The sequence below is a fragment of the Spiroplasma citri genome (assembly GCF_001886855.1).
Classification (GTDB): domain Bacteria; phylum Bacillota_I; class Bacilli_A; order Mycoplasmatales; family Mycoplasmataceae; genus Spiroplasma; species Spiroplasma citri.
Genome location: NZ_CP013197.1, coordinates 925,253 through 946,587 on the forward strand (window position 1 = coordinate 925,253; position 21,335 = coordinate 946,587).

34 protein-coding genes and 3 pseudogenes are annotated in these 21,335 nt (G+C 25.0%); 6 read left to right on the forward strand and 31 right to left on the reverse strand.

Annotated elements, in window-relative coordinates:
* The first annotated feature begins 147 nt into the window (after positions 1–147).
* Positions 148–465 carry a hypothetical protein gene (locus tag SCITRI_RS05235; protein WP_071937511.1) on the forward strand — a complete coding sequence of 106 codons (318 nt, stop codon included), beginning with the start codon at positions 148–150 and terminating at the stop codon, positions 463–465.
* A 372-nt stretch (positions 466–837) separates the two neighbouring features.
* On the opposite strand, the gene SCITRI_RS05240 is transcribed toward SCITRI_RS05235, so the two are convergent.
* The 4 genes from SCITRI_RS05240 to SCITRI_RS10100 form a co-directional block, all read right to left on the reverse strand.
* Positions 838–1,398 carry a UPF0236 family transposase-like protein gene (locus tag SCITRI_RS05240; protein WP_071937512.1) on the reverse strand — a complete coding sequence of 187 codons (561 nt, stop codon included), beginning with the start codon at positions 1,396–1,398 and terminating at the stop codon, positions 838–840.
* A gap of 68 nt (positions 1,399–1,466) precedes the next feature.
* Positions 1,467–1,856 (reverse strand): hypothetical protein, encoded by a 390-nt coding sequence (locus SCITRI_RS05245; RefSeq protein ID WP_071937513.1) that lies wholly within the window; start codon positions 1,854–1,856, stop codon positions 1,467–1,469.
* A gap of 120 nt (positions 1,857–1,976) precedes the next feature.
* Positions 1,977–2,126: a hypothetical protein gene (locus SCITRI_RS10095; protein ID WP_157092866.1), complete on the reverse strand. Its 150-nt coding sequence runs from the start codon at positions 2,124–2,126 to the stop codon at positions 1,977–1,979.
* Between the two features lie 231 nt (positions 2,127–2,357).
* The gene (locus tag SCITRI_RS10100; protein WP_164028303.1) at positions 2,358–2,747 is read right to left on the reverse strand and encodes a hypothetical protein; all 390 of its coding nucleotides are present in this window, start codon (positions 2,745–2,747) and stop codon (positions 2,358–2,360) included.
* A 127-nt stretch (positions 2,748–2,874) separates the two neighbouring features.
* On the opposite strand from SCITRI_RS10100, the gene SCITRI_RS05255 reads away from it, so the two are divergent.
* Positions 2,875–3,399 carry a lipoprotein gene (locus SCITRI_RS05255; RefSeq protein ID WP_071937515.1) on the forward strand — a complete coding sequence of 175 codons (525 nt, stop codon included), beginning with the start codon at positions 2,875–2,877 and terminating at the stop codon, positions 3,397–3,399.
* A gap of 36 nt (positions 3,400–3,435) precedes the next feature.
* Here SCITRI_RS05255 and SCITRI_RS05260 read toward each other — a convergent pair whose 3' ends face one another.
* The 6 genes from SCITRI_RS05260 to SCITRI_RS05275 form a co-directional block, all read right to left on the reverse strand.
* Positions 3,436–3,648: a hypothetical protein gene (locus SCITRI_RS05260; protein ID WP_071937516.1), complete on the reverse strand. Its 213-nt coding sequence runs from the start codon at positions 3,646–3,648 to the stop codon at positions 3,436–3,438.
* A gap of 241 nt (positions 3,649–3,889) precedes the next feature.
* The gene (locus SCITRI_RS10105; RefSeq protein WP_155522128.1) at positions 3,890–4,030 is read right to left on the reverse strand and encodes a hypothetical protein; all 141 of its coding nucleotides are present in this window, start codon (positions 4,028–4,030) and stop codon (positions 3,890–3,892) included.
* Between the two features lie 713 nt (positions 4,031–4,743).
* On the reverse strand, positions 4,744–4,902 hold the full coding sequence (locus tag SCITRI_RS10765) for a hypothetical protein (protein WP_204305178.1): 159 nt from the start codon (positions 4,900–4,902) through the stop codon (positions 4,744–4,746).
* A 4-nt stretch (positions 4,903–4,906) separates the two neighbouring features.
* Positions 4,907–5,380 (reverse strand): hypothetical protein, encoded by a 474-nt coding sequence (locus SCITRI_RS05265; RefSeq protein WP_071937517.1) that lies wholly within the window; start codon positions 5,378–5,380, stop codon positions 4,907–4,909.
* Entirely contained in the window at positions 5,374–5,940 is a 567-nt protein-coding gene (locus SCITRI_RS05270; RefSeq protein WP_071937518.1) for a recombinase RecT, read from the reverse strand. Before SCITRI_RS05270 ends, SCITRI_RS05265 begins: the two co-directional genes overlap by 7 nt.
* Positions 5,941–6,014: 74 nt before the next feature.
* Positions 6,015–7,319, reverse strand: a complete 1,305-nt coding sequence (locus tag SCITRI_RS05275) for a phosphatase PAP2 family protein (RefSeq protein ID WP_164024000.1) — start codon at positions 7,317–7,319, stop codon at positions 6,015–6,017.
* Positions 7,320–7,454: 135 nt separating this feature from the next.
* On the opposite strand from SCITRI_RS05275, the pseudogene SCITRI_RS12595 reads away from it, so the two are divergent.
* Positions 7,455–8,047: pseudogene (locus SCITRI_RS12595) on the forward strand (IS30 family transposase); the annotation flags it as partial.
* On the opposite strand, the gene SCITRI_RS11485 reads toward SCITRI_RS12595, so the two are convergent.
* The 6 genes from SCITRI_RS11485 to SCITRI_RS05310 all read right to left on the reverse strand — a co-directional run bounded on the left by SCITRI_RS11485 (position 8,040) and on the right by SCITRI_RS05310 (position 10,482).
* Positions 8,040–8,312: a hypothetical protein gene (locus SCITRI_RS11485; protein WP_071937521.1), complete on the reverse strand. Its 273-nt coding sequence runs from the start codon at positions 8,310–8,312 to the stop codon at positions 8,040–8,042. The pseudogene SCITRI_RS12595 and the gene SCITRI_RS11485 sit on opposite strands and share 8 nt — an antisense overlap.
* Before the next feature lie 188 nt (positions 8,313–8,500).
* The gene (locus tag SCITRI_RS11490) at positions 8,501–8,668 is read right to left on the reverse strand and encodes a hypothetical protein (RefSeq protein ID WP_202819416.1); all 168 of its coding nucleotides are present in this window, start codon (positions 8,666–8,668) and stop codon (positions 8,501–8,503) included.
* Positions 8,669–8,941: 273 nt separating this feature from the next.
* On the reverse strand, positions 8,942–9,214 hold the full coding sequence (locus SCITRI_RS11495; RefSeq protein ID WP_071937523.1) for a DNA methyltransferase: 273 nt from the start codon (positions 9,212–9,214) through the stop codon (positions 8,942–8,944).
* Between the two features lie 55 nt (positions 9,215–9,269).
* Positions 9,270–9,578 (reverse strand): hypothetical protein, encoded by a 309-nt coding sequence (locus tag SCITRI_RS05300; RefSeq protein WP_071937524.1) that lies wholly within the window; start codon positions 9,576–9,578, stop codon positions 9,270–9,272.
* Between the two features lie 37 nt (positions 9,579–9,615).
* A complete protein-coding gene (locus SCITRI_RS05305; RefSeq protein ID WP_071937525.1) occupies positions 9,616–9,927 on the reverse strand; it encodes a hypothetical protein in 312 nt (103 codons plus the stop codon).
* A gap of 99 nt (positions 9,928–10,026) precedes the next feature.
* A complete protein-coding gene (locus tag SCITRI_RS05310) occupies positions 10,027–10,482 on the reverse strand; it encodes a hypothetical protein (RefSeq protein ID WP_071937526.1) in 456 nt (151 codons plus the stop codon).
* Between the two features lie 38 nt (positions 10,483–10,520).
* Between SCITRI_RS05310 and SCITRI_RS10115 the strand changes: the two genes are divergently transcribed.
* The 3 genes from SCITRI_RS10115 to SCITRI_RS05320 all read left to right on the forward strand — a co-directional run bounded on the left by SCITRI_RS10115 (position 10,521) and on the right by SCITRI_RS05320 (position 11,180).
* A complete protein-coding gene (locus SCITRI_RS10115) occupies positions 10,521–10,670 on the forward strand; it encodes a hypothetical protein (RefSeq protein ID WP_155522075.1) in 150 nt (49 codons plus the stop codon).
* Positions 10,671–10,779: 109 nt separating this feature from the next.
* A complete protein-coding gene (locus SCITRI_RS05315; RefSeq protein WP_015979229.1) occupies positions 10,780–10,929 on the forward strand; it encodes a hypothetical protein in 150 nt (49 codons plus the stop codon).
* The gene (locus SCITRI_RS05320; protein ID WP_015979230.1) at positions 10,929–11,180 is read left to right on the forward strand and encodes a hypothetical protein; all 252 of its coding nucleotides are present in this window, start codon (positions 10,929–10,931) and stop codon (positions 11,178–11,180) included. The genes SCITRI_RS05315 and SCITRI_RS05320 overlap by 1 nt, the downstream gene beginning before the upstream one ends.
* Before the next feature lie 472 nt (positions 11,181–11,652).
* Here the strand turns inward: SCITRI_RS05320 and SCITRI_RS05325 are convergent, their stop codons facing one another.
* From SCITRI_RS05325 to SCITRI_RS12075, 15 genes and pseudogenes are all read right to left on the reverse strand, one after another.
* The gene (locus tag SCITRI_RS05325; RefSeq protein ID WP_071937131.1) at positions 11,653–11,904 is read right to left on the reverse strand and encodes a hypothetical protein; all 252 of its coding nucleotides are present in this window, start codon (positions 11,902–11,904) and stop codon (positions 11,653–11,655) included.
* Complete coding sequence (locus SCITRI_RS05330; protein ID WP_071937130.1) at positions 11,904–12,053, reverse strand: hypothetical protein; 150 nt, start codon at positions 12,051–12,053, stop codon at positions 11,904–11,906. Before SCITRI_RS05330 ends, SCITRI_RS05325 begins: the two co-directional genes overlap by 1 nt.
* A 104-nt stretch (positions 12,054–12,157) precedes the next feature.
* Entirely contained in the window at positions 12,158–13,087 is a 930-nt protein-coding gene (locus SCITRI_RS05335) for an HAD-IIB family hydrolase (protein WP_237237841.1), read from the reverse strand.
* A gap of 43 nt (positions 13,088–13,130) precedes the next feature.
* The gene (locus SCITRI_RS05340; RefSeq protein ID WP_237237842.1) at positions 13,131–14,168 is read right to left on the reverse strand and encodes a GTPase; all 1,038 of its coding nucleotides are present in this window, start codon (positions 14,166–14,168) and stop codon (positions 13,131–13,133) included.
* 25 nt (positions 14,169–14,193) lie between these two features.
* Positions 14,194–14,790, reverse strand: a complete 597-nt coding sequence (locus tag SCITRI_RS05345; protein WP_071937528.1) for a YqeG family HAD IIIA-type phosphatase — start codon at positions 14,788–14,790, stop codon at positions 14,194–14,196.
* Between the two features lie 90 nt (positions 14,791–14,880).
* A complete protein-coding gene (locus tag SCITRI_RS05350; RefSeq protein WP_071937529.1) occupies positions 14,881–16,854 on the reverse strand; it encodes an MOLPALP family lipoprotein in 1,974 nt (657 codons plus the stop codon).
* 1 nt (position 16,855) lies between these two features.
* Positions 16,856–17,977, reverse strand: a complete 1,122-nt coding sequence (locus tag SCITRI_RS05355; protein ID WP_071938059.1) for an SGNH/GDSL hydrolase family protein — start codon at positions 17,975–17,977, stop codon at positions 16,856–16,858.
* A gap of 16 nt (positions 17,978–17,993) precedes the next feature.
* Complete coding sequence (locus tag SCITRI_RS05360) at positions 17,994–18,902, reverse strand: hypothetical protein (RefSeq protein WP_071937530.1); 909 nt, start codon at positions 18,900–18,902, stop codon at positions 17,994–17,996.
* A gap of 117 nt (positions 18,903–19,019) precedes the next feature.
* Entirely contained in the window at positions 19,020–19,382 is a 363-nt protein-coding gene (locus SCITRI_RS05365; protein ID WP_237237843.1) for a hypothetical protein, read from the reverse strand.
* Complete coding sequence (locus SCITRI_RS11500; protein ID WP_237237844.1) at positions 19,328–19,495, reverse strand: hypothetical protein; 168 nt, start codon at positions 19,493–19,495, stop codon at positions 19,328–19,330. The genes SCITRI_RS05365 and SCITRI_RS11500 overlap by 55 nt, the downstream gene beginning before the upstream one ends.
* A gap of 46 nt (positions 19,496–19,541) precedes the next feature.
* Complete coding sequence (locus SCITRI_RS09635) at positions 19,542–19,742, reverse strand: DEAD/DEAH box helicase family protein (protein ID WP_147077358.1); 201 nt, start codon at positions 19,740–19,742, stop codon at positions 19,542–19,544.
* A pseudogene (locus tag SCITRI_RS12470) lies at positions 19,741–19,895 on the reverse strand (aspartate carbamoyltransferase); the annotation flags it as partial. The gene SCITRI_RS09635 and the pseudogene SCITRI_RS12470, both read right to left, overlap by 2 nt.
* Positions 19,896–20,136: 241 nt before the next feature.
* Positions 20,137–20,244 (reverse strand): agmatine deiminase family protein, encoded by a 108-nt coding sequence (locus SCITRI_RS12475; protein ID WP_147077360.1) that lies wholly within the window; start codon positions 20,242–20,244, stop codon positions 20,137–20,139.
* A gap of 61 nt (positions 20,245–20,305) precedes the next feature.
* Positions 20,306–20,758: pseudogene (locus SCITRI_RS12070) on the reverse strand (agmatine deiminase family protein); the annotation flags it as partial.
* The gene (locus SCITRI_RS12075) at positions 20,739–21,326 is read right to left on the reverse strand and encodes an agmatine deiminase family protein (protein ID WP_250638239.1); all 588 of its coding nucleotides are present in this window, start codon (positions 21,324–21,326) and stop codon (positions 20,739–20,741) included. The gene SCITRI_RS12075 and the pseudogene SCITRI_RS12070, both read right to left, overlap by 20 nt.
* Positions 21,327–21,335 lie beyond the last annotated feature (9 nt).

Sequence of the window (21,335 nt, forward strand, 5' to 3'; positions counted from 1 at the left end):
ATTTTTTATTATTAACTTAAAAATATTGCTAATTCAAAATAATTATGATAAAGTAAATATTGTAAATGATTTTAAAAATATCAATACTATTTTTAAAATAAATGACTTTAATTAATCTAATTAAATAATAGGAAAGAAAATTTTGATATGGGTTTTACATTAGAAATGAAAGAAAGTTTGAAAAAAACTTATAAATCAATTAAAAAAGGAATTAATTCATTTTTAAAAAAACTTGGTTTTAATAAAAAAGATGCAGCTGAATTTACAGATAAATTGCTTAAAGATGGCGGAAAAGAAATAGCAAAACGCCAAGCAATGACAAAAAAACAAGCCCAAATTCATAACCAAGTTAAAGCACAATCTCCAGAAGTTAATCAAGAAGTTTTCAGAAACTTTATGGATGTTATGAATGAATTACATGAAAAAACACAAGAAAAAACTGAAGAACAATCATACGATAGATAATTTAAAAAATTATCCATTGTTTACTATAAAGTTGCCTTAATAATCTAGATTATATCTAGATTTTTTTTAATTTGTATTGTAAAGATTCAAGTAGGTAATACCAACCTTGTTAATATGATATTATATCTTTTATTTTAAAATACAATATTTTTTCAAAAAAAATTATTTTTTTAAATATAAGTTAATGGCTGTATAAATTATTTAAGGGTATTTAATATATTTTAAGAAATTATGGAATAAATAATTTACATAATTAATTTAAAAATACCATGTTTAATTTTATTGTCAACAAATTTTTATATTTTTTTAAATTTAATCACAACAAAAAAATGCATTGCATTTTTATTAAAATTATTTAACTTAAAAATAAAATTAATAAAGATGTAAGTTTTGTTGTTCAGTTTTATTAAAATTATTATATAAAATACTATTATTTTCTGGTGGTTGCTCTGATTTTTTAAAATCCTTAATATTTTTTCTTAATTTTATCATACTAGTATTCAATTTATTTTTAACATTTTTTTCGCTATAAATTCCTTTTTTAGAAAATATACCCTTAGCACAATGTGAAATATCACTCTCCATATGACACCCAATATTATTTCATAATGTTTGATTTTTAATACCCTCTTCGTTATTTTTAATTAGGTTAATTGTTTTAATAAAATATTCTTTTTTTGAATCGGAAATAAATGGCTTGCTCTCTTTTAAACACTGTAATAATTCCTCATATTTTCCGTTATAAAAATAATAAATAGCATTATCAAATATTTCTTTAATTTCTGCGGTTTTGCTTTGAAAAGGAAATAAATTTTCAAACCTACTTTTAAGATGAAATTTATCTATTGTATAATGAACTTTGTTATTAGGAAAACGATTTGCAATAACTTTTTTAACCCCTTTAATTCAATTTGCTCCATCACCTAAAATCATAATTTCGGTATCATCTTGAATATTATAATTACTTATTATCAAAAGTATTAATTTAACAACAAAACGGGTTAATTTTGTTTTTTTAAAATATAAATTGGAATATTATCTATTTCGTAAACACCTAACTTATTTGCAATTACATGTCTTTTTTCGGTTGATTTTTCTTGATCATATCCAGTGTGAACGGTAGAAATTAAGGTATGTTTTTTAATCTTTTTTCCTTCATATCACACTTTCATTTTTAAGTATGTTCCATCCACTTGAATATATAAAGTATGCGGAACATTTATTTTGATATTGGTATTATTAATATAATATTTGTCGTTTGTTGTTGCGTTTTTTATAGTATTTGAAATTGTCATTAAACTAATTTTTGCTTGTTCTAAGGCATCTAAAATATCGCGGTATTTTTTATCATCACTTAAAAACAATAAAATTCTTTTTTTGACGTCATTCACCAGTCTTTGTCATTTTTTAATTCCTAAAACTTCATCTAAAATAAAAATATATTCTTCTTTCCCTGTTATTGGATTAATTTTATAATATCGTCGTCTGCAAAATGTTATTTTACCTTATTATTAATATCCATTTAAAGTAATTAATGTTTTTGTTCTTATTTCTTTTACTCGATAATGTTTAAATTTATCATATTTTTGAAAATTTTGAAAAATAAGATCATCTCACTTTTCTAACCTATATGAAATTTCTCCAACAACATATCTATTCAAATCTTCATATGTTTTATTAAAAAAGTTGTCACCATTAATAATTTTAAAGTTGTTTCCTTTCCTGATTTAAAAATAAATCATCACACACATTAAAATAAACACCTAAAAAAGCAAGTTATTTTTAACTTGTTTTTCCAATATTTAATTTTTTTAATATTATTTAATACAATTTTGATACTTTTTTGATAACAAAAATATTATATCTTAATTTAAAATAAAAAAACAAGATTTTTAATCTTGCTTATAATAATTTTCGTTAAAATAAATTTTTAAATAATATTTAAAATCAGAATCATCATCACTAAAATAAAAAAGACATTCTTTACAATTATAATAATTTTTATAACAAATGTAGCAACATGGGCTATTACATACAATACATTCATATCCTTTTTTTGCTTTTCTATAACACAACCCTCTTGCACCAGTAAATTGACATTTTTCATCGTTAACATGTTTATTATATTTTTCTCAAAATATTTCTTTAAAAAATTCATTTTCTTTTTTTATTTGTTCTTCACTTTTTGGTTTATATTCAAAAAAAGATTTTATTTCTGCTACAATTTTTTCAAATTCAGTTTCAAATTCAGTTTTAGATTCTTTTTCCACTTTTTCCTCCACTTGTTCTTTTTTTCTTTTAATAACATATTATCAAAAAAAATAAATTTTTATCATTATTCTTTGTATATATTTATATTCATTATATAATTTTTATATAAATAAAATATCAAGAAAGGACTGGTTTTTTATGAAAAAATGATTAAGTTTTTTAGGAGCAATTACATTACTAGGTACAAGCACAACAAGTTTAGTTGCTTGTAATAATATACCACAATATAACGAAGATGAATTACAACAACTAAAAAAAGAAAACCAAATATACACAAATTGCCAAGAAATAAAAGAAAACTTAGAATGAATTTGCCCTCAAGAAAAACCATTTAATCAAGTTGATAATAAATGATATTATGTAATATGGCGAGAAGATAATTCTGTTAATTGAAAAATTGATAAATTTAAAAATAATAGATTAGAATATATTAAAATTAATAAAATTAATGATTATGAAATAGGAGTTTCTAACAATAGAGAAGAAAACCGAGTATTATTCATTTTTAAAGAAAATAAAGAAATTGTAAGATGAAATTGATGAAATTATAATAATAAAACTTTCTTTAAATCAGTTTATCGTTGAAATTTATATTTCCCACCTTCATCAATCCCTAATTTAATTATCGATGATAATGGTAATGTAAAAGTTAATAGTGAATAAAAAAGCAATTTTTACTAAATTGCTTTTTTAATTTATTTAATTTTCTTTTTCATCATCTTTTTTAATTATTTTGTTGATATTATTTTCTTTATTTTCATCTAACAAAATACATTCATTATTAATTTTTTCTTTTAATTTTAGCATTAGTTTATTAATTTCAGTGAATAAAATTGGCAATCCCAATGTTAAACCGTGAACTATTCAATATGCTAATCGTAGAAAAAATAACTTAGTCTTTTTCTTTTTCATTTTTATTACCATCCTTATTTTTTTGTCTGATATTTATTTTGTTGTTATTAGCCAATTTATTATTTATAATTGTAATAACATCTAATTTCGTATTAATATTATTAATTTCAATTTTAAAGTCTTTTATTTTTCCTTTAAAAATAATTTTTTAACTTCAATTTTTAAATTATTACTATATATTTCAATTCAATCTTTTAATTTTTCTAACATTATTCATCCCCCTCAATAACAGTTAATTGGTCTAATTGTTCTTTTGTAATTTAGCACCTTGTAAATTAGCATCTATTAAATCTAATGCTTCATATTCTAAATAATCACTTATTTTATCTTGTTCAACAGTAACTCCTGTTAAATCTTTAATTAAATCTTGTAATGTTTTCATTTTATAATTTCCTTTCTGTAAAAAAACATAATATTCCTTTATTGGTTAATATTTTGATATTTAGTAGATAATTTATTTTATTATTTACTTACTTCGCCGCCCGCTTCACTTCGGGGGTGAGCGGGGGCGGATAGGATATTTTGATAGAGTTTACCGCCACCACCACGGAAATAAACAAAAAAAACAATTTACCCAGTTATTAATTACGCTTTATCCATCCCTACACAACTTTATATAAAGAAAATAACCTTTTGGAGCTCCTCCCTCTTGTTTTTTAGTGTCCGATATTGTTTTTTTCGGTTTAACAGCACTCTTTTTATGAAACAAGCAAAAACACACGCTCTGACATTTCGCAAGTGATTAATCTTGCCGAGAATTAAAGAAATAAATAGAATAGTAAATCCAATCACTTTCACACCTTCTTTAAGGCTTCGTGCCATAGATGAGTTATCCATCTTTAAGCATCAAAATATTAAGTTTTAGTATTGCATTATTCATCAGATAGTACCTTTTATTTAAAAATGATATTATTAGCTGTTAAACCGAAAAAATATAATAAATCATAGAAAGGAAATTATAAAAATTAACTAATTAATGGAGAAAATAGGTTAATTTTTAATTTTAAAGGTACTATCTGATGAATAATGCAATTAAAAAAATCGCTCTGATAAGCGATTACTTTAATTTGTATTTAATTACTTTATTTATATTTTTTATAAAACCTCAACTTTTTTCTTACTACCTAATTTTTTAACAATATCAGGGTAAAGGTAAGGTGGATCAGTTAATATTAAGTCAATACTTTTATCAGGTATTTTTTTTAATATTTCTAAACTATCACCTAAATATAATTCACCTAAATTAGTTTTCATAATATTACCTCTCATAATTAGCAATAATAATGGCATCGCGGAGATGATTACTTATTTTTTCATTATTATAAAATCAACCTTTACCATATTGATAAGTTAAATCAGGATCTTTATCATATTTTCATAAACAACTATTATTATATTTACTTAAATTTTCCATATTTTTAACAACTGATTTAGTATATTTTGGTGATACTCAATTAATAATTTCATAACGGTCTTTGTCAATTGCACCTAATAACTTTAATAAGTCATCTCTATCTTTTGAACCATTATTATTTGTATATAAACAATTTTCTATATAAAGAAAACAATCTTCTTCAATAAGATCAAAATCAATTATAAAATCAAGTATATAGTTTGCGTGATTTAATCAAAATTTATCTGTATAAAGAATTTGTTTTTTTAAAATATTATCTTCATACACAACAATACCAGTAGTACCAGTACCTGATGGGTCAATACCTATTTTTATCAAGTTGCTCATTCCTCATCATTATTAACTGCTGGTACTACATTTGAGATATCTTCTTCTTTAACGACATTATCGTTAGTGTTTGCTATTTCTGGATAAGATGGGGTATTTATATTATTTAATAATGGTTCATCGCTCATTTGCCCTTTATTTTTGGCGACATCAATATCTTTAAATGAAATATATTCAAAATTACCATCTTCTTTAATTTCTTTTTCATCTAAATCAATATCATATATATCAGTCCCAATTTCTAATGCTAATTTACGATATAATTTTGCTTCAACCATTTCTTTTGGTCATTTATTTCAAGGTGAATATTCACTATTACCACTAGGACTACTATTTCTTAAACGATCAATATCTGCTTTTCTTAATAAAATACCTTGATAATTTCCATTTTTATCTTTTGCAAAAGCATAAGCACCAATAATTTCATTATAATCACTAGTATTTGCATTAAAATTAATTTCATGTATTTTAGGACATGAATTTAAACTATCTCATTCAAATTTTTCACCTTGTAAAGTTGTTTTTCAAATAAAAAAGCAACCCTTTAACAAGAATTGCTTTTTTTCCTACTTCATCCTTTATTCTACAATTTTTAAACAATATCATAACAACATAGATAGCATTCTTATTTTTTGTAAATAATATTATCACGATGTCAATATTTATATTTTTTAGATTTATCAATTTTAGCAGTTCTAACTTTCGCTACAATTCATAAAACTCCATCAATATTAATAAGCAAAGTTGTTTTTTTACCATTATTTAATTCAAACATATGATATTTTTTGTTTTGTTTGTTTCAAATTATTGATAAAACTTTATAAATGACATGATCAGTTGCATAAGCGACTCCTTTAAAGAATGTTAATAAAACTATTAAAGTAAACATTAAATCTGTTAAATAATGTGTTCTTGAAAGAATTTGCATAAATCCCATCATTGCAATATTTGCGATAAAAAATCCAAATATTAATCATTTTCAATAAGTAATCTTTTGTTTACGTTTTTCATTCATGAAATATAACAAAAAACCATAGACAGGCATTGATGATGAATTCATATGACCAGATGGAAAAGCCTTATCACTTCAATGATGCGTTCCTTCGCCCGCTTTACCTAATAAGAAATCTCAATATTCAGCTTTAAAACCTTGAATTTGTCATCAATCTAAATATTCGGCATTAACAATATTAGTTGGTTTATTTGACCAATTATCTGGTAAATGGTCAATAACATATTGATAATCAACATGAACTCAATATGGTCGCCCAAAGAAAGTTTTTAAAAGCGGATCAAAAATAATCCCAAAAAACGCAAATACTACAAATATTTTTAACGCATCAATTCAATAATTATTAGTTAATAAATCATCTCTTTTTGAAAATTTAACTCTTAAAAACCAAGCAATCACACCCATTAAGATAACTTCAATACTAAGTTGAATTGTCATTGCGGCAATTGTACTTGTTCCATCAAGTCCAAATCAATAATCTCTTCCTTTACCACCAAAAGCGGGAAATGTTGATTGCTGATAAATCATTCTACTAATAATTAAGGTAAATAAAATTATAAATAAAGCATAAACGGTAATAATGATAATTTTTAAAAATTTAAATTTCGATTTATATTTAATATTTAAACTTTCTAATAAAATCCCAACTCCTGCAAACATAAATGGAACTGTCATCGTATAAGCTAGTTTATCTCAAAATAAACTTAACCAACTGACAATGCCATTATCATTTAAATCAGCAATCACTTTTGCGATTTGTTGATCTCAAATACTTCCTACGATAAAAAGTGTTATAACAACAGTTAAGGCAATAATTTTCAATATTTTAAAAACAAATTTATCCTTACTATTTTTATTAATAAATGCAGAACTGTCGACATAGAACTTTTGATTTGTATTTCTCTTAAAATTTAGCATATTCATAGAACCATTATATCATATAAAAAAAGCAGCACCTTATCTTTTCCAATTATTTGCCTAATTTTTAATCTTAAGTCGATAATTTACTAAATGGAATTCCACAAAAATGATTCATTTACAATTTACAGTTAAAATAAACGTAATTTATACTTTCATGGTCGAAAAAATAAAAGTAAGCAAACTATTGATAATCGAGGTAAATTAACTAATTTTCGAACTATTGCAGAATCTAAACATAATAAAAATGATTTGGTTGATTTGAAATGGATAGAATAGTAGGCAAAGATTTGAAATCTGTTTGTTTGGTTTTAACTGAGCAATTAACTAAATTTGAAATTGTAAGAAAATTAAATGACAAAACACCAAACGAAGTAATTAGAGTTATTAAGAATATTTTTCAAACTAGTATTTTAAAGAAAATAGTTAAAGGTATTATAATTGATCAAGGTAAAGAGTTTTCAAAATGAAAACAAATTGAAGCTTATATTGGTACTAAAGTTTATTTTTGTGATAAAGGTAAACCTACTCAAAAAACCTATTGTTGAAAGAATTAATCGTGATTTAAGACATTGATTTCCTAAGGGGATTAATTAGATATTTATTCACAACAACACTATGATGAAATAGTTAATATAATAAATGAAAGACCACGACCATGTTTAGGGTGATATTCATCTAAAAATTTATTTATAAAGATAATACAAAATAATAAATTAGTTATATAACGTTACTTTTTTTAAATACATAAATTTTGTCTACTCTTGTTACTTTACCAGATCTAACACCTAATGAGTTAGTAGCTTTTAATTTTTGCTTTATACTATCTTCATAAATTTTAATTAATTCTAAATCAGTTAAATAGCTAAATTCATTTCATATATTTTCAAATGAATATTCAATTTTATCTGTTTTTTTAACATCACCAATTACTAATACAATTGTAGATTCTTTATCACATATTTCTGATATGTTACTTAAATATTGCAACATAAAACTCTTATATTCATTAATACCATGACGATCATCTAATTTAATATTTTTATTTTCTTATTTAGTATTAAAACCAAGCATTCACATTTTTAATCAATTTTGCTGAGTATAATTAATTATATTTAAATATAGAGGAGATGTAAAAACTAATTTTATTTGAGTATTATTATAAAATTTAGATTTTTTCATTATGTATTTAGTCTATCACAAATTTTATCAAAAACATTATCTTCAGGTTTTATTAAATTATGTTTTAAAGCATAATTTTTTACATAATTTGCAGACATTGATGTATGATTACTCATACTTAAAGAAAGATAAATACTTTTCCCTGTTTTTCTCATTGGACCATGCATAATTCCTAATGAAATAGCTAAAATAAAATTATCTTCATCTGATAAGTTTACAAAATTTTCACCATATGTTTTTTTATAAATAACATTTGTTTTAAATTTATATCACTATAGTAAATCCTTAAATCCTGATTAATTTTATCTAAATTAATCTCTTTTTCTTTTGTTTGTAAATATTTTAATTCTCATTCATTAATTCTTTTAATTATTTGATTTTCATTAAAACTTTTTTGCCTTAGCACGGCTAAGCACATATGCAAAAGGATTTAATTCTACTTAATATGCTTGTTTATTCATAATTCTTGCTTGTAATAATGTAGTGCCTCTACCAGAAAATGTATCTAAAACTATATCATTATCATTAGGAGCATATTCATTAATAAAATATTCAGCTAGTGCTGAAAAAAACATAGCTACATAAAAACAAATACGGTGCATTCAGTCACCCCAAAGTCGGCTATGTTTTTTTCAAGTTTCATTATCTAATAAATTAATAATAGTATTATTTTTTATATTTTTTAATTTAACAGAATTATTTTTTTCCTTCATTTTGCATCACCAGAGTTTTTTATTATAGCTTTTATTTTTAATATTACAAAATTTTTTATTCTATAGATGTTTCATCTAAAAGTCATATCCTAATAATTTTTATTAACAAATCAAATTGAGTATTTAAAGATTCTCAAGCTAGTTCTGAATTTTTTTTATTATTTAAATAAAAATATGCATGGATTATAGTATTAGGAATATTATTGTTTTTTCCTTTTATCATATTATCTATATACCCTATTTGAGTTTTAAGTTTTTTATATTTTAATTCTGATTCATTTATTTTACAATCAAGATATAATGTATCTAAAATCTCTGTAGAAGATATTTTATGTTTTGAAATCATTTTTTTTAAAAATTTCATATATAATCTGTTTTAAAATTCTTAAAAATTTCTAACATTATTTCTTTTTCTTCTTTTCTAATAAGATTAAATTTATCATCTGGAAAAGGATATGGAACATTTCATTTTTTTCTGTATCTGATAATTTGTCCCAAATATTAATTAGTTTTAATCTAAAATTAGGAGATTTGACTATAGAATATACACTTAAAAGTTCTAAAGATGATCTTATAATAACAGAAGAAACTAAAAATGGATAATTTTCAGATTTTACTTTTAAAATATCAAATAAAGATGTTATATTATTTTTTCACATTTCTAATAATCCATTTTTAATACCATCTGTTTTATTTTGTTTTGTTGAAACCAATTTTTTATGCGTTTGTTTTAAATTTATTATATTTTTCTCGTATTTAATAAATTCATTTTGAATATCTGTTCTTTTTTCAATTGGTGTTTGTTTTGCTAATTATATTTCTTGTCTTATTGTATGAGTACTGTTATTACTTGAATCTAAATTTTCTAAAATAAATTCATATAAAATATATAAAGCTTTCTCTTCATTTCAACCACGAATTGAATAATTTCCATTTTTAAGATTTGTTATAAGAAATAAATATAATTTTTCTTTAGAAATTTTTTGAATTGTAACCATTCATTTTTCAACACTAACAGATATTCCAAATAATTTAGATAAAGTACGTAGCTCATCATCATATTCAACTTTTATTGTTGAACGTGCTAATTCTAAAGCTGAAATATTATCACTATTTTCGTTTATATTAATTTGACTATTTTTATCAAGCTGATTATATGTGTATACTACATCTGTAACTCATAATGAATTACTTAAATCAGTTTCTAAAGATTCCTTTGATTTATTAAACCTATAACTTAAATTTGTTTTAATTTCTGATATTTCCATTTTTTTATTATCTTTATAAATTGCATCCTGTAATCGAAGTGCAACAAATCAATTCTGAAAGGAGTTGATTTTTTATTGAAAAGAAACATTATTTTATTTTGCGGTCCTTAGTAATTAAGTATGGAAAAGATATTGTTATTAATACTGTAAATAAGATAGTAATTAATAATGTAAAAGAAAATGAATAAATTATCCGCGTAATTTATTAGCGGTAATTTATTCAATATAGTTTATTTTGAGCGTAGCGAACACGCGGAGCGTGACGCGATATTTAAAAATTTTGAAAGGAGATATATTATGCCAACTTGATTAACGACAATATTTAGTGTTGTTATTGTATTAGCAATTTTTCTTTATTTTGGTTTATTAATTTACCAAAAAATTCGTCAAATTCGAGGAAAGAAAAAAGATAAAAAAGAAATTGAAAGAAAGGAGAGTAATAAATAATGTTAGGTATGTATTTAACAACAGCGTTTAATTTTTTAACAGCATCTACACCTAAAACTATGTCTGAGGGTATGACTGGTATTTGAACTGGTTTATCTAGTGCATTATGAAAAGTTAAAGAAGGTATAACAAATATTTTACCTGAGATAATGGTTTTCTTAGGTGAAGCGTGAATTATATTAATTCCATTTGCTATATTTTGTATTATTAAAATCTTAAACTTTTTCCGTGTTATGGTTAAAGGATTTTAATATTTATTATAATCGATCATATATCTTAGTTAAGGCACACTAGCTTTTATGTGAATTAAATAAATAATTTTATTGTTTATTTTTACACTATACACTGTTTACAAATTTATTTTTTAATAAACTTTATTACTATCGTTAATATTGGGATAATAAAAATCTCTATTATACATATAAATTTAACTATATTTTCTATAGTTGATAAATCTATATTGTTTATTATTCATAATATTGAGTCTGTTATGAAAAATATTTTTTTAGTAGGATTTAATAAAAATAAGAATATTTCTATTAAGGGTCATACTAGTAATAGATTTGGGAAATAAATTTTTATAATATTTTTTATAAATATACCTACTTTTTTTTAAAATTTGTGAACAGTGTATAGTGTAAAAATAAACAATAAAATTATTTATTTAATTCACATAAAAGCTAGTGTGCCTTAACTAAGATATATAATCGATTATAATAAATATTAAAATCCTTTAACCATAACACGGAAAAAGTTTAAAATTTTAATAATACAAAATATAGCAAATGGAATTAATATAATTCACGCTTCACCTAAGAAAACCATTATCTCAGGTAAAATATTTGTTATACCTTCTTTAACTTTTCATAATGCACTAGATAAACCAGTTCAAATACCAGTCATACCCTCAGACATAGTTTTAGGTGTAGGTGCTGTTAAAAAATTAAACGCTGTTGTTAAATACATACCTAACATTATTTATTACTCTCCTTTCTTTCAATTTCTTTTTTATCTTTTTTCTTTCCTCGAATTTGTTTAATTTTTTGGTAAATTGATAAACCAATATAAGTAAAAATACTTAATATAATAACAACACTAAATATTGTCGTTAATCAAGTTGGCATAATACATCTCCTTTCTAAAAAATATCGCGTCACGCTCCGCGTGTTCGCTACGCTCAAAATAAACAATATTGAATAAATTACCGCTAATAAATTACGCGGATAATTTATTCATTTTCTTTTAAATTATTAATTACTATCTTATTTACAGTATTAATAACAATATCTTTTCCATACTTAGTTACTAAGGACCGCAAAATAAAATAATGTTTCTTTTCAATAAAAAATCAACTCCTTTCAGAATTGATTTGTTGCACTTCGATTACATGATGCCATTCTAAGACACTATTCCCCATCGCAACAGTATAACCAACAATTTTAGCAAGTTCCAGGTCATTATAATTATCACCATAAAAAATAAACTGTTGTGGATCATACTCTTTTAAAACACATAATTTTTTAAAAGCATTACCCTTATTAATATTTAATGCTTGGATATCAAATAAATCTTTTTGAGAGAAAACACCATCAACCTCATTTTTAAATGGCTGATAAATAGCTTGCACTTGTTCTAATTCAGCGGATGAATTAAAAGGAAACAAAATTTTTAAAACTTCAATTTCATTATTTTTTAATAATGATACATAATCAGTTTCAGTATCAATTGGAATGAGATAATTATCATTATCTAATTGCGCATTATATTTTAACATAAAAGCAATCCGACTTGATCCAGGATGACCATAAACCATGTTAGCAGTATAAACAATATGATCAACATTTCCTTCAATAGCATTTGTTAACACCGCAAGAGCTAATGCTTGTGGTAAAGGTTGCTGATATAATATTTCATTTGTTAAACTATCACGAATTAAAGCACCATTGCATGAAATGATTGGTGTTTTAATTTTTAACTTTGCAAAATATTCTTTTGCCATTAAGTCTAATCGCCCTGAAGCTAAAAACAAGTGATAATTACTAGCCAATTGATATGTTTGTAATGCTTCATATGTTTCTGGATTAATTAAATAACCTTTCCCCGCAATTGTGCCATCTAAATCAGTAATTATATAAGGATATTTTTTAACAAGATTCATAATAATCTATTTCCTTTCTACTTATCTACTGTTAATTATAAAACTAAATAAACTGTTTTCGTAGTGTAATTTTAATGTTTTGATGAGTTCCAACCATTATTTTTTGACCACTTTGGCCTTTAAAACTAATTCATCCTAACCCAGCAATAAATAACGAATAATTACCTGGTTCATTAATTTCAATCACTCGCTCAGTTCATTCTTGATAATTTTTTAATTTAACGGCAGCGGTTGATAAATGATGGGTAAAATAATAATCCTTATTGCTTAATTTAGTCCGGTGTAATTTCAAATTGTTATTTTTATAAAAATGAAAACTTGTTTTTAAACCTGTAAGATATGAAAAACTCGCTAATCCTTCATAAAAAATTGTTTGTTCTAAATTTAATTGAAATGTCATTGGTTTTAGTAATTGTTTAGTAATCATATTTTTATTATTTTCGGCAAGATACGAAAGCAAACTATGCTTATTCATAATTCCAGGCGTATCATAAACTTTATGTCTAGTTCCCAAATTAACAACAATTTTGCCTAATGTTGTTGCAAGATTATTTGAAACAGTAATTTTTTGTTGTTGGTTAGTTAACTTAATTAAACTATTTAATAATGTACTTTTCCCAGTATTCGAACTACCAACAAAAACAATATCATTAGTTTGTCGTTTAATATATCGCCATAATTCATCTAACCCATAATTCTTTAATCCACTAACTAAAATAATATCTTCTAGTTTCGAAAAAAGCACTGAGGTTCTAAAAAGTTCAGTAATATAAGTAATAATTTTATGAGGATTAATTAATTTATTTACTAAATCAATTTTATTAATAATCAAAGTTACTTTATTATTTTGTAATAGTTGTTCTAATGCCAACTCTCTTGTTCCATCCAAATCATAAACATCTAAAACATAAAAATAATGTCAATTCAAGTGATAATCTTGGCGTAACTTGGCAAGAAAATCAATTGCTGGGACATTATAAGTAACTAATTCATTATAATGTGTTAATCGAAAACAACGATAACAATAATCTTGCGTTAATGTTTCAACATACCCAAGGTCGTTTGGTGTTGTGTCTTGCAAAACAACCCCACAACCAGAACATTTTTTATAAGATATCATAGTCTAATCCATATTCTCCTTCATCAAAGAAACCCTTATGTAAAATATTTTTTTGAGCTAACCGTTTATAAAGTAAATTTTCTAATAAACGCATTAAACGATTTGATTCATTAACACCTGTTACTGGTACAACCAAAATGCTTTCCATATGTGCCCGATTAGCAAATAAAACATCGGTAATTAATTGATCACCAACCATAATCATTTCATGCGGATTAGCATTAAATTGCCGTGAAATAAAGCGAAAATATTTTAATAATGGTTTTTTAGCATTTCAATAATAATGTTCAATTCCTGCTTTTTGCGCAAACCGTTCAACTCGTTTTCGAGCATTATTTGATACTAACACAAAAATCATTCCTAATTCTTTTACCTTTTGAATTAAATTTAAATTATCCGCATTCGGAATACCACGATAAAATGGGGTTAAAGTATTATCTAAATCACAAATAAAAACTTTAATTCCATGTTTTTTTAATGATTCAAGATTAATTTTATTAACATTTTTAACATAAATTGATGGTTTAAAATAATTTAATAATAAATTACGATTCTTTTTTTTTCCAAAAATATTTTTTGCCATCCTTTAAAACCCTCATTTCTTGCTATTATTATATCAATTTTCAATAAAAAAGGTTATTCTTTTCTATAAATCATAACCTTTTTAACATCTTTAATTCATTATAATTTCACTAATAAAATATTTATTATTGTGGAATGCAACCGTAATTGTAATAATTTTATCATTAATTTGATATTCAAAAACATTATCGTTTGGTTGTGCTAGAACAGTAACATTTATTTTAGCAACAGTTTTTTGCATTTCTTGCAAAATGACATTTTGGCTTTTATCAAAATCAGCAAGATATTTAGTTAAAGTTGTAAAAACACCATTAATCCCTTTTATGTTTTCTAAAATATTATTTAAATAAAATAAGGGACTGTTTTCAATAATTGACTGATCTTTAAATCCTAATGTTTCCAAAAAAGTATCTGAATTTAATAAAGCATCACGTAAAAGTCATGAGTGATTAGCAGTTGACCTTAAAAAACGGTCAAACAAATGATAAACATCTTTTGCAGCAATAAATGCTGGTTGTGTTATGGCAGCTGTTACCTCTTTTAGAACTTCAACAATACTTTTATTTTTAATAAAATTAGTTAGTTCATTATTTGGTAATCAATTTTGTAATGGTTCTGTAAAAAGCATTTTTAAATTTTTAATTTTTGCAAGGGATGAATTTGGTAATAACATTGTAAAAATATCACCTAAAATATCACCCTGATATAATTCTAAAAATAAATCGTTAACAGCGTTCGGATTAGTAACAATTTTTGCGACAATTGGTTTTAAATTTGATGGTAAGTTCTTTTCAACTAATGAATTTGTTAAAAAACAAACCATATCATTTAATGATTCACCAGAAGCCATTGTATTAATCAAATCTCAGACTAAATTTCCGGTATAACCTTTTGTCACAATTAAATCAAGTGGTTGATAAATATTAATGATAACTTTACCAAAAGCTGATAACCCAGCTGGTGTTAAATCTTCTCTTGCTAAAAAGGCAATATTTTCTCAAAGCGTTGAACTAATTTGATGATGTTCAGAACTTTGCAATAAAATGGCAATTAAATTTTGTAAGCCATTTCCTGTTGGTTCTCCTAATCATTGTGATAAATTACGCATAATTTGTTGTAAATCTATTTTTGAATTAACCTGATAAGAAGCAGTACGAACTTTGACAATATCATTTCATGTTGCAATTTCACTTGCATTAAATTGTTGCAAATAATTTAAAACAATGCGACTAAATCGAATTATTTCACTAATTGCGGTTAAATTATTAATTAGATTAAATTTAAAATCAATTTTCTGATTCATTATTTTAACAATTGTTGTTCCAAATGTTTTTAAGGCAGTTGTATAGTTTACTGCTGTTGCTTCTAAATTTGCTTTATTTTTATAGTCAAACCGTTCTGGTTGCCCTGTTAATTCATTTACAGCATTAACAAGACCAATCATTCCCGATGTTAATGATTCTTGATAAGTCATCCCTTGATAAATTGAATCATCAAAAGCATCGCGAAAAGAACTTAACGTTTCTTGATCAAGAAGATCACTTGCAAATTTTAAAATCGTTGGTGATAAGAAATTATTTAATAAATGACCATTTGCAATTAATATTAATAAACCAGGCAGTCCTTCTTTTGCAAGGATAGTAAAAATTTGTGAACCTAATTGAGCCACATTTGAAATCATTTTGTTTGCTGCTGCTGGTTTAAAATTATTCGTTAAGTTTAAGTTTGTTTTTAAATCACTTTTTAAATAAGAATTACCATAATATCGATTAAATAATTCAGCATAACGATTATACTCTTGTAAGTCTTCCCGCTGATCTGGTTGGCTTGGTAAATCTTTTAAATACATTGGTTGAGCAAACTGGGACATTAAATAATTAAAATCATATTTATGGTCATTACTAATGTAAGCCATTTTTGCAACTTTACTATTTAATGCTGCTAAACTTGCTTGATAATGTTGTAATTTTGGAAGATTAGTTTCAGGATTAACACACCCAATAGTTGGTACAACTGAAGTTGTTACTAATGTTAGACTTCCTAAAAACGCTAATAATCTTTTCATTTTAAGTTCACTCCTTTATAGTTTGATAATAATGTTCCATTACTAACTGATGAACCTCTCTTGTTGGATGAACAATATCAAAAAAGAAATAATCATCAATGTTAGCATTTGCTGGCAGGGCCGGATTACGTTGTGCATTTAACATTTTTTCTTCAATAATTTTTATAAAATCTAAATTTAAATTATTAAAATTAACTGTTATATTTCCCTTTGGATGGCGTGCTTTAAATTCAGTCATTAGCACAGATAAATTATCATATAATCCTCAGTTACGAATAGCATTCTTGTAATATGTATTTGCTAATTCAATCATTTTTGCTACTCGCGCATGAAACTCTGTTGAAATATTATTTGCTCGTTTTTTTAAAGTATCATCTGTATTTTGGTTATTATAACGTGGGATTGCACTAACATTTGGTGCATCAGAAAATAATATTTTTCGAATCCCATTATTTAATAAGGTAAATAATGCGATTTTAATGCGTTCAACACTTTGGTGCATCAGTGCTAACTCTGTTTGTGGATCTGTTGTATCAATAATTTGAAACAAATCATTACCGCCAATTTCAAATAAAACTAAGTCTGTTGAACGTAATTTATGCTGACTAACTAATGCTTGGGCTTGTTTTTCAATTGTAACACGGTTTAATAACATCCCGGATGTTCCCACCACATCAACAGCGGTTGCCCCCCCAATTGCATAATTACGGCCAAAATCACCAGCATAATCATTTGGAATTCCTGGGCGAATTTTGTCAAAACCAAGCTTAGCATTTAATAATACAGCAGCTGTGTTTCCATTTGACAAACTGCCATTTTGATAATTTTCTAAATTGTTTGGATCATTAGTGCCAATTTTAATATCTAATTTAAAACTATTTTTGACTAGTTTTTCAATCCCATGCGAATCACTTAAACTATCCCCTAAAATATAATAATTTGTAAATTGTAAATTACTTTTTGCATCATCAATTGCTTTTGATGTATCAATATCTTTCCCAATTAATAATAACGAATCAACAGGGTTAAGATGTGCTCCTTGGGCAATGGTAAAACTCGCAACCATAACAGTACTCCCAGTTGCTACATTTAAAACAGCAAGTAAAGTAAAAAATCTTTTCATAATTTTTTCTCCTTTGTTAATTCTTTTTTCTAATAATGATAATAATAAGCGGTCCAATGCTAATTAATAAAAATGGTCACATTAAAATAAAAACAGTTCCTGCTCTTGTGGTGTTTAATGCACTAACAAAATTTGGGTGATATAAATCATCCACAGTAATTGGAGCAATAATATCTTGTAGTGTTAAAGCCGGATTAACAAAAATACTTTCGCCAGCCATCGCTGTCATTCCATAAGCAAGGTTTTTTAATTGCATATTTAAAAATCAAACTTTATTATTAACAAGATATGTTCCAATTGATTTGTTTACAACTAATCCATTGATGTCAGGTCCAACACTATCAATCATTTGATTATAATCTTCTTGATTATTAATTGTTTGCTGAATTAATGCATGTTCTTTTAAACCTGAACTAAACATTTGGTTAATTCCACCACTTCTAAACATTCATTCCATTCCAGTATGAACATAACCATACGAATGAAATTTAGTCGCAACACTTTTATCAAATTCGATTAAATCAAGCCCAATATCATATAAATCAATATTTTCTCGCTTTGCAATTGTTGCCCCCCAACGATTATAAAATCATGTCGCAGCAAACTGTAAATATTTCTGTTTTATTGCTTCGTTTTCTTCTGGTTTTTCGTAAAAATTTAAGGCTGATAAAATATCAGCTTCATACGATGATTTTAAAACAGTATTAGCAAGTGTTTCATAAATTTTAATCTTACCATTTATTACAAACTTTCCATGCGGAAATGCTCGTTGAATTTGGGTTTTTAAACTATTAATAAATTTTAAAGATTCTAAGCCCATCCCAGGAACAGTTAAGCCAATTCCTAGAATTAAAAAAATACTAAGAACTCCGCTTAAAATTCCTAGTCAAATAAACTTCATTTTCTTTGAAAGGTTGTTTAACATTATATTTTTTCCTTCTAATTGATAAATTATTTCAAAACTATTAAATCATTTCCATTGAACCTAGTTAATTATATTATAACGAAATAATTGTCAAAAAAGGAAAAAACTTTAAAATTTCTATTTTGTTAATTTAATTTCTTTATTAAAATAATTCATAGCAACACCAACTAAAGCACATGATACAGCATCAAAACAAACGGAAGTTATTGTTGCTCATCATGAGGTATACTCATTAAAGAAAGTTGGAAACAATGTTACAAAACTAATAATTCCAAAAATTAAACCAATAATCCCAAAGATAAAACTTAAAAAATCACAATAAAATGAATAACGTTCACATTTTAAAACCTCAGGTTTATCATTTCGTGTTTCATTTTTTGTTCTATTTTTTGTTCTATTTTTTGTTCTATTATATAATTTTAATCCTAAGCTGTTAAGGCAAAAGATTGGTCATCACGAATATTCGCATAAACACTTCAAAATGGTTCTAAGGCTAAAACACTTAGGATTCCAAAAGTAACTCCTAAGAAGCCAAAACTAAAACTTAAAATATCTGCTCATATAATTGAATTTTTTAGCCGATATAACATCATAATCCTCACATATTTTATGTCTAATTTGTTAACACTAAGATTGATTTTACGCTTTTTTAAAAAAAGCAACATTATTAAACATATGGGTCAAATAAATTATGTGGTAAGATAATTGTTCACCCGAACTTGTTTTATTACTACCACCTTGCCCTGAATCTGATAAGGAAAGTGAAGATGTAATAACAGTTTTATCTCCAATCATTTTGCTAATTGATTCTGCATCTTCATCGTACATTATACAATTCATTAAAATTTAATGTTTTACAACCTAATTTATGTGCTGCAACATCAAACAAATAATGTGTTCTTGTTGATGGTTCGAAAAAAAGATTTGCCACAATTTTTGTTTGTTGATAGTTTACTTTTTTTCATTATTTTTAAATTGTAATGGTGTCGTCAATATTCCATGAACATCATATTCACTTTAATTTTCTAAATTAAATAAACTTTTATTTTTCATTAAAAATAACCTCACTTTCCTGATTTCTAATAAACATAAAAAAACTTACTTAATTAATAAGATAATTTCCAATTAATTAAGTAAGTTTTAACATTTGCATTTATTATCACCTTAATAACGTATAGTACCATAATTATTATATTTGTAAAGATAAAAACAAACAAATATTAGAATTTTAAGATTAAAATTCTGATTGTGTCATTGAATTAATGCCCCCACCACCAATAATTATTTCGCATGCATAAATAGGAATTACTTTCCGCTTTGGAAAACATTTTCGTAATACCATACCCACCACCAATAATTATTTCGCATGCATAAATAGGAATTACTTTCCGCTTTGGAAAACATTTTCGTAATACCATAATTGCTTTTTGATCATACACTGGGTCACCAAAAATTGGAGAAATTAACGCTTTATTGACAAAATGAAAATTAAGATAACTAGCGGAAGGGCGGAAACCTGGCATTCGGTGTTTAAAACATAAACTAGATTCATGATCAATTGCTTCTCGTTGTGTTAAAAATAATGGAATTGGTCGATAAATTTTAGTAATTTTTAGTTTTCGTCCTTTGGCATCAGTTGTTGATTCTAACAATGACAAAGCTTCTACACTTCGTTCATACTGTAGATCATCTTTATTGTCTGTTCATGCTAATAATACATGTCCTGGCTCAACAATTTGAAGTAAATTGTTAATATGACCACACGCTTCATCATTATATAGTCCGCGCGGAATTCAAATAATTTTTTTAACATTTAAATATTGCTTTAAATATTGTTTAATTTCAAGTTTTGTTAAAGTCGGATATTGGGTTAGGGTTTAATAAACATTCTTCTGTTGTATATAATGTTCCTTCTCCATCAACATTAATACTCCCACTTTCTAACACCAATGGACAAACATAATAATCAAGACCACTAGTATTGGCCATTGTAATAGCCACTTTATTGTCCACATTATAGTCTCATTTAAAATTTTTTGCTTTTAACATTAAACTATTTTGCATTCCTCAGCCATTGAATTCAAAACTAACCGCACGGTGTTCTCCCTTTTCATTTAATAAATAAAGTGCTCCTATATCACGCGCCCAACTATCATAATAATGTGTTTTTATTAAGTTAATATTACTATTTGCTAGCATTTTTTTAACTCGTAAGTAATTCTGTTCATTAACAATCATTTGGACTGGTTCATAATTACTAATAATTTTAGCAACTAATGCAAAAATTTTTTGCGCAGGAAAAGCGTCTTTCTGTTGTTTGTCCTTCATATGCGGTCATATCATTCAAGTTTGGATATGATTGCTTGTTTCTCCTGGTAAATAAAACCCCTCTTCTTGCGGAGTTGTTGTTAATAATTTACTCATTTATAGTTC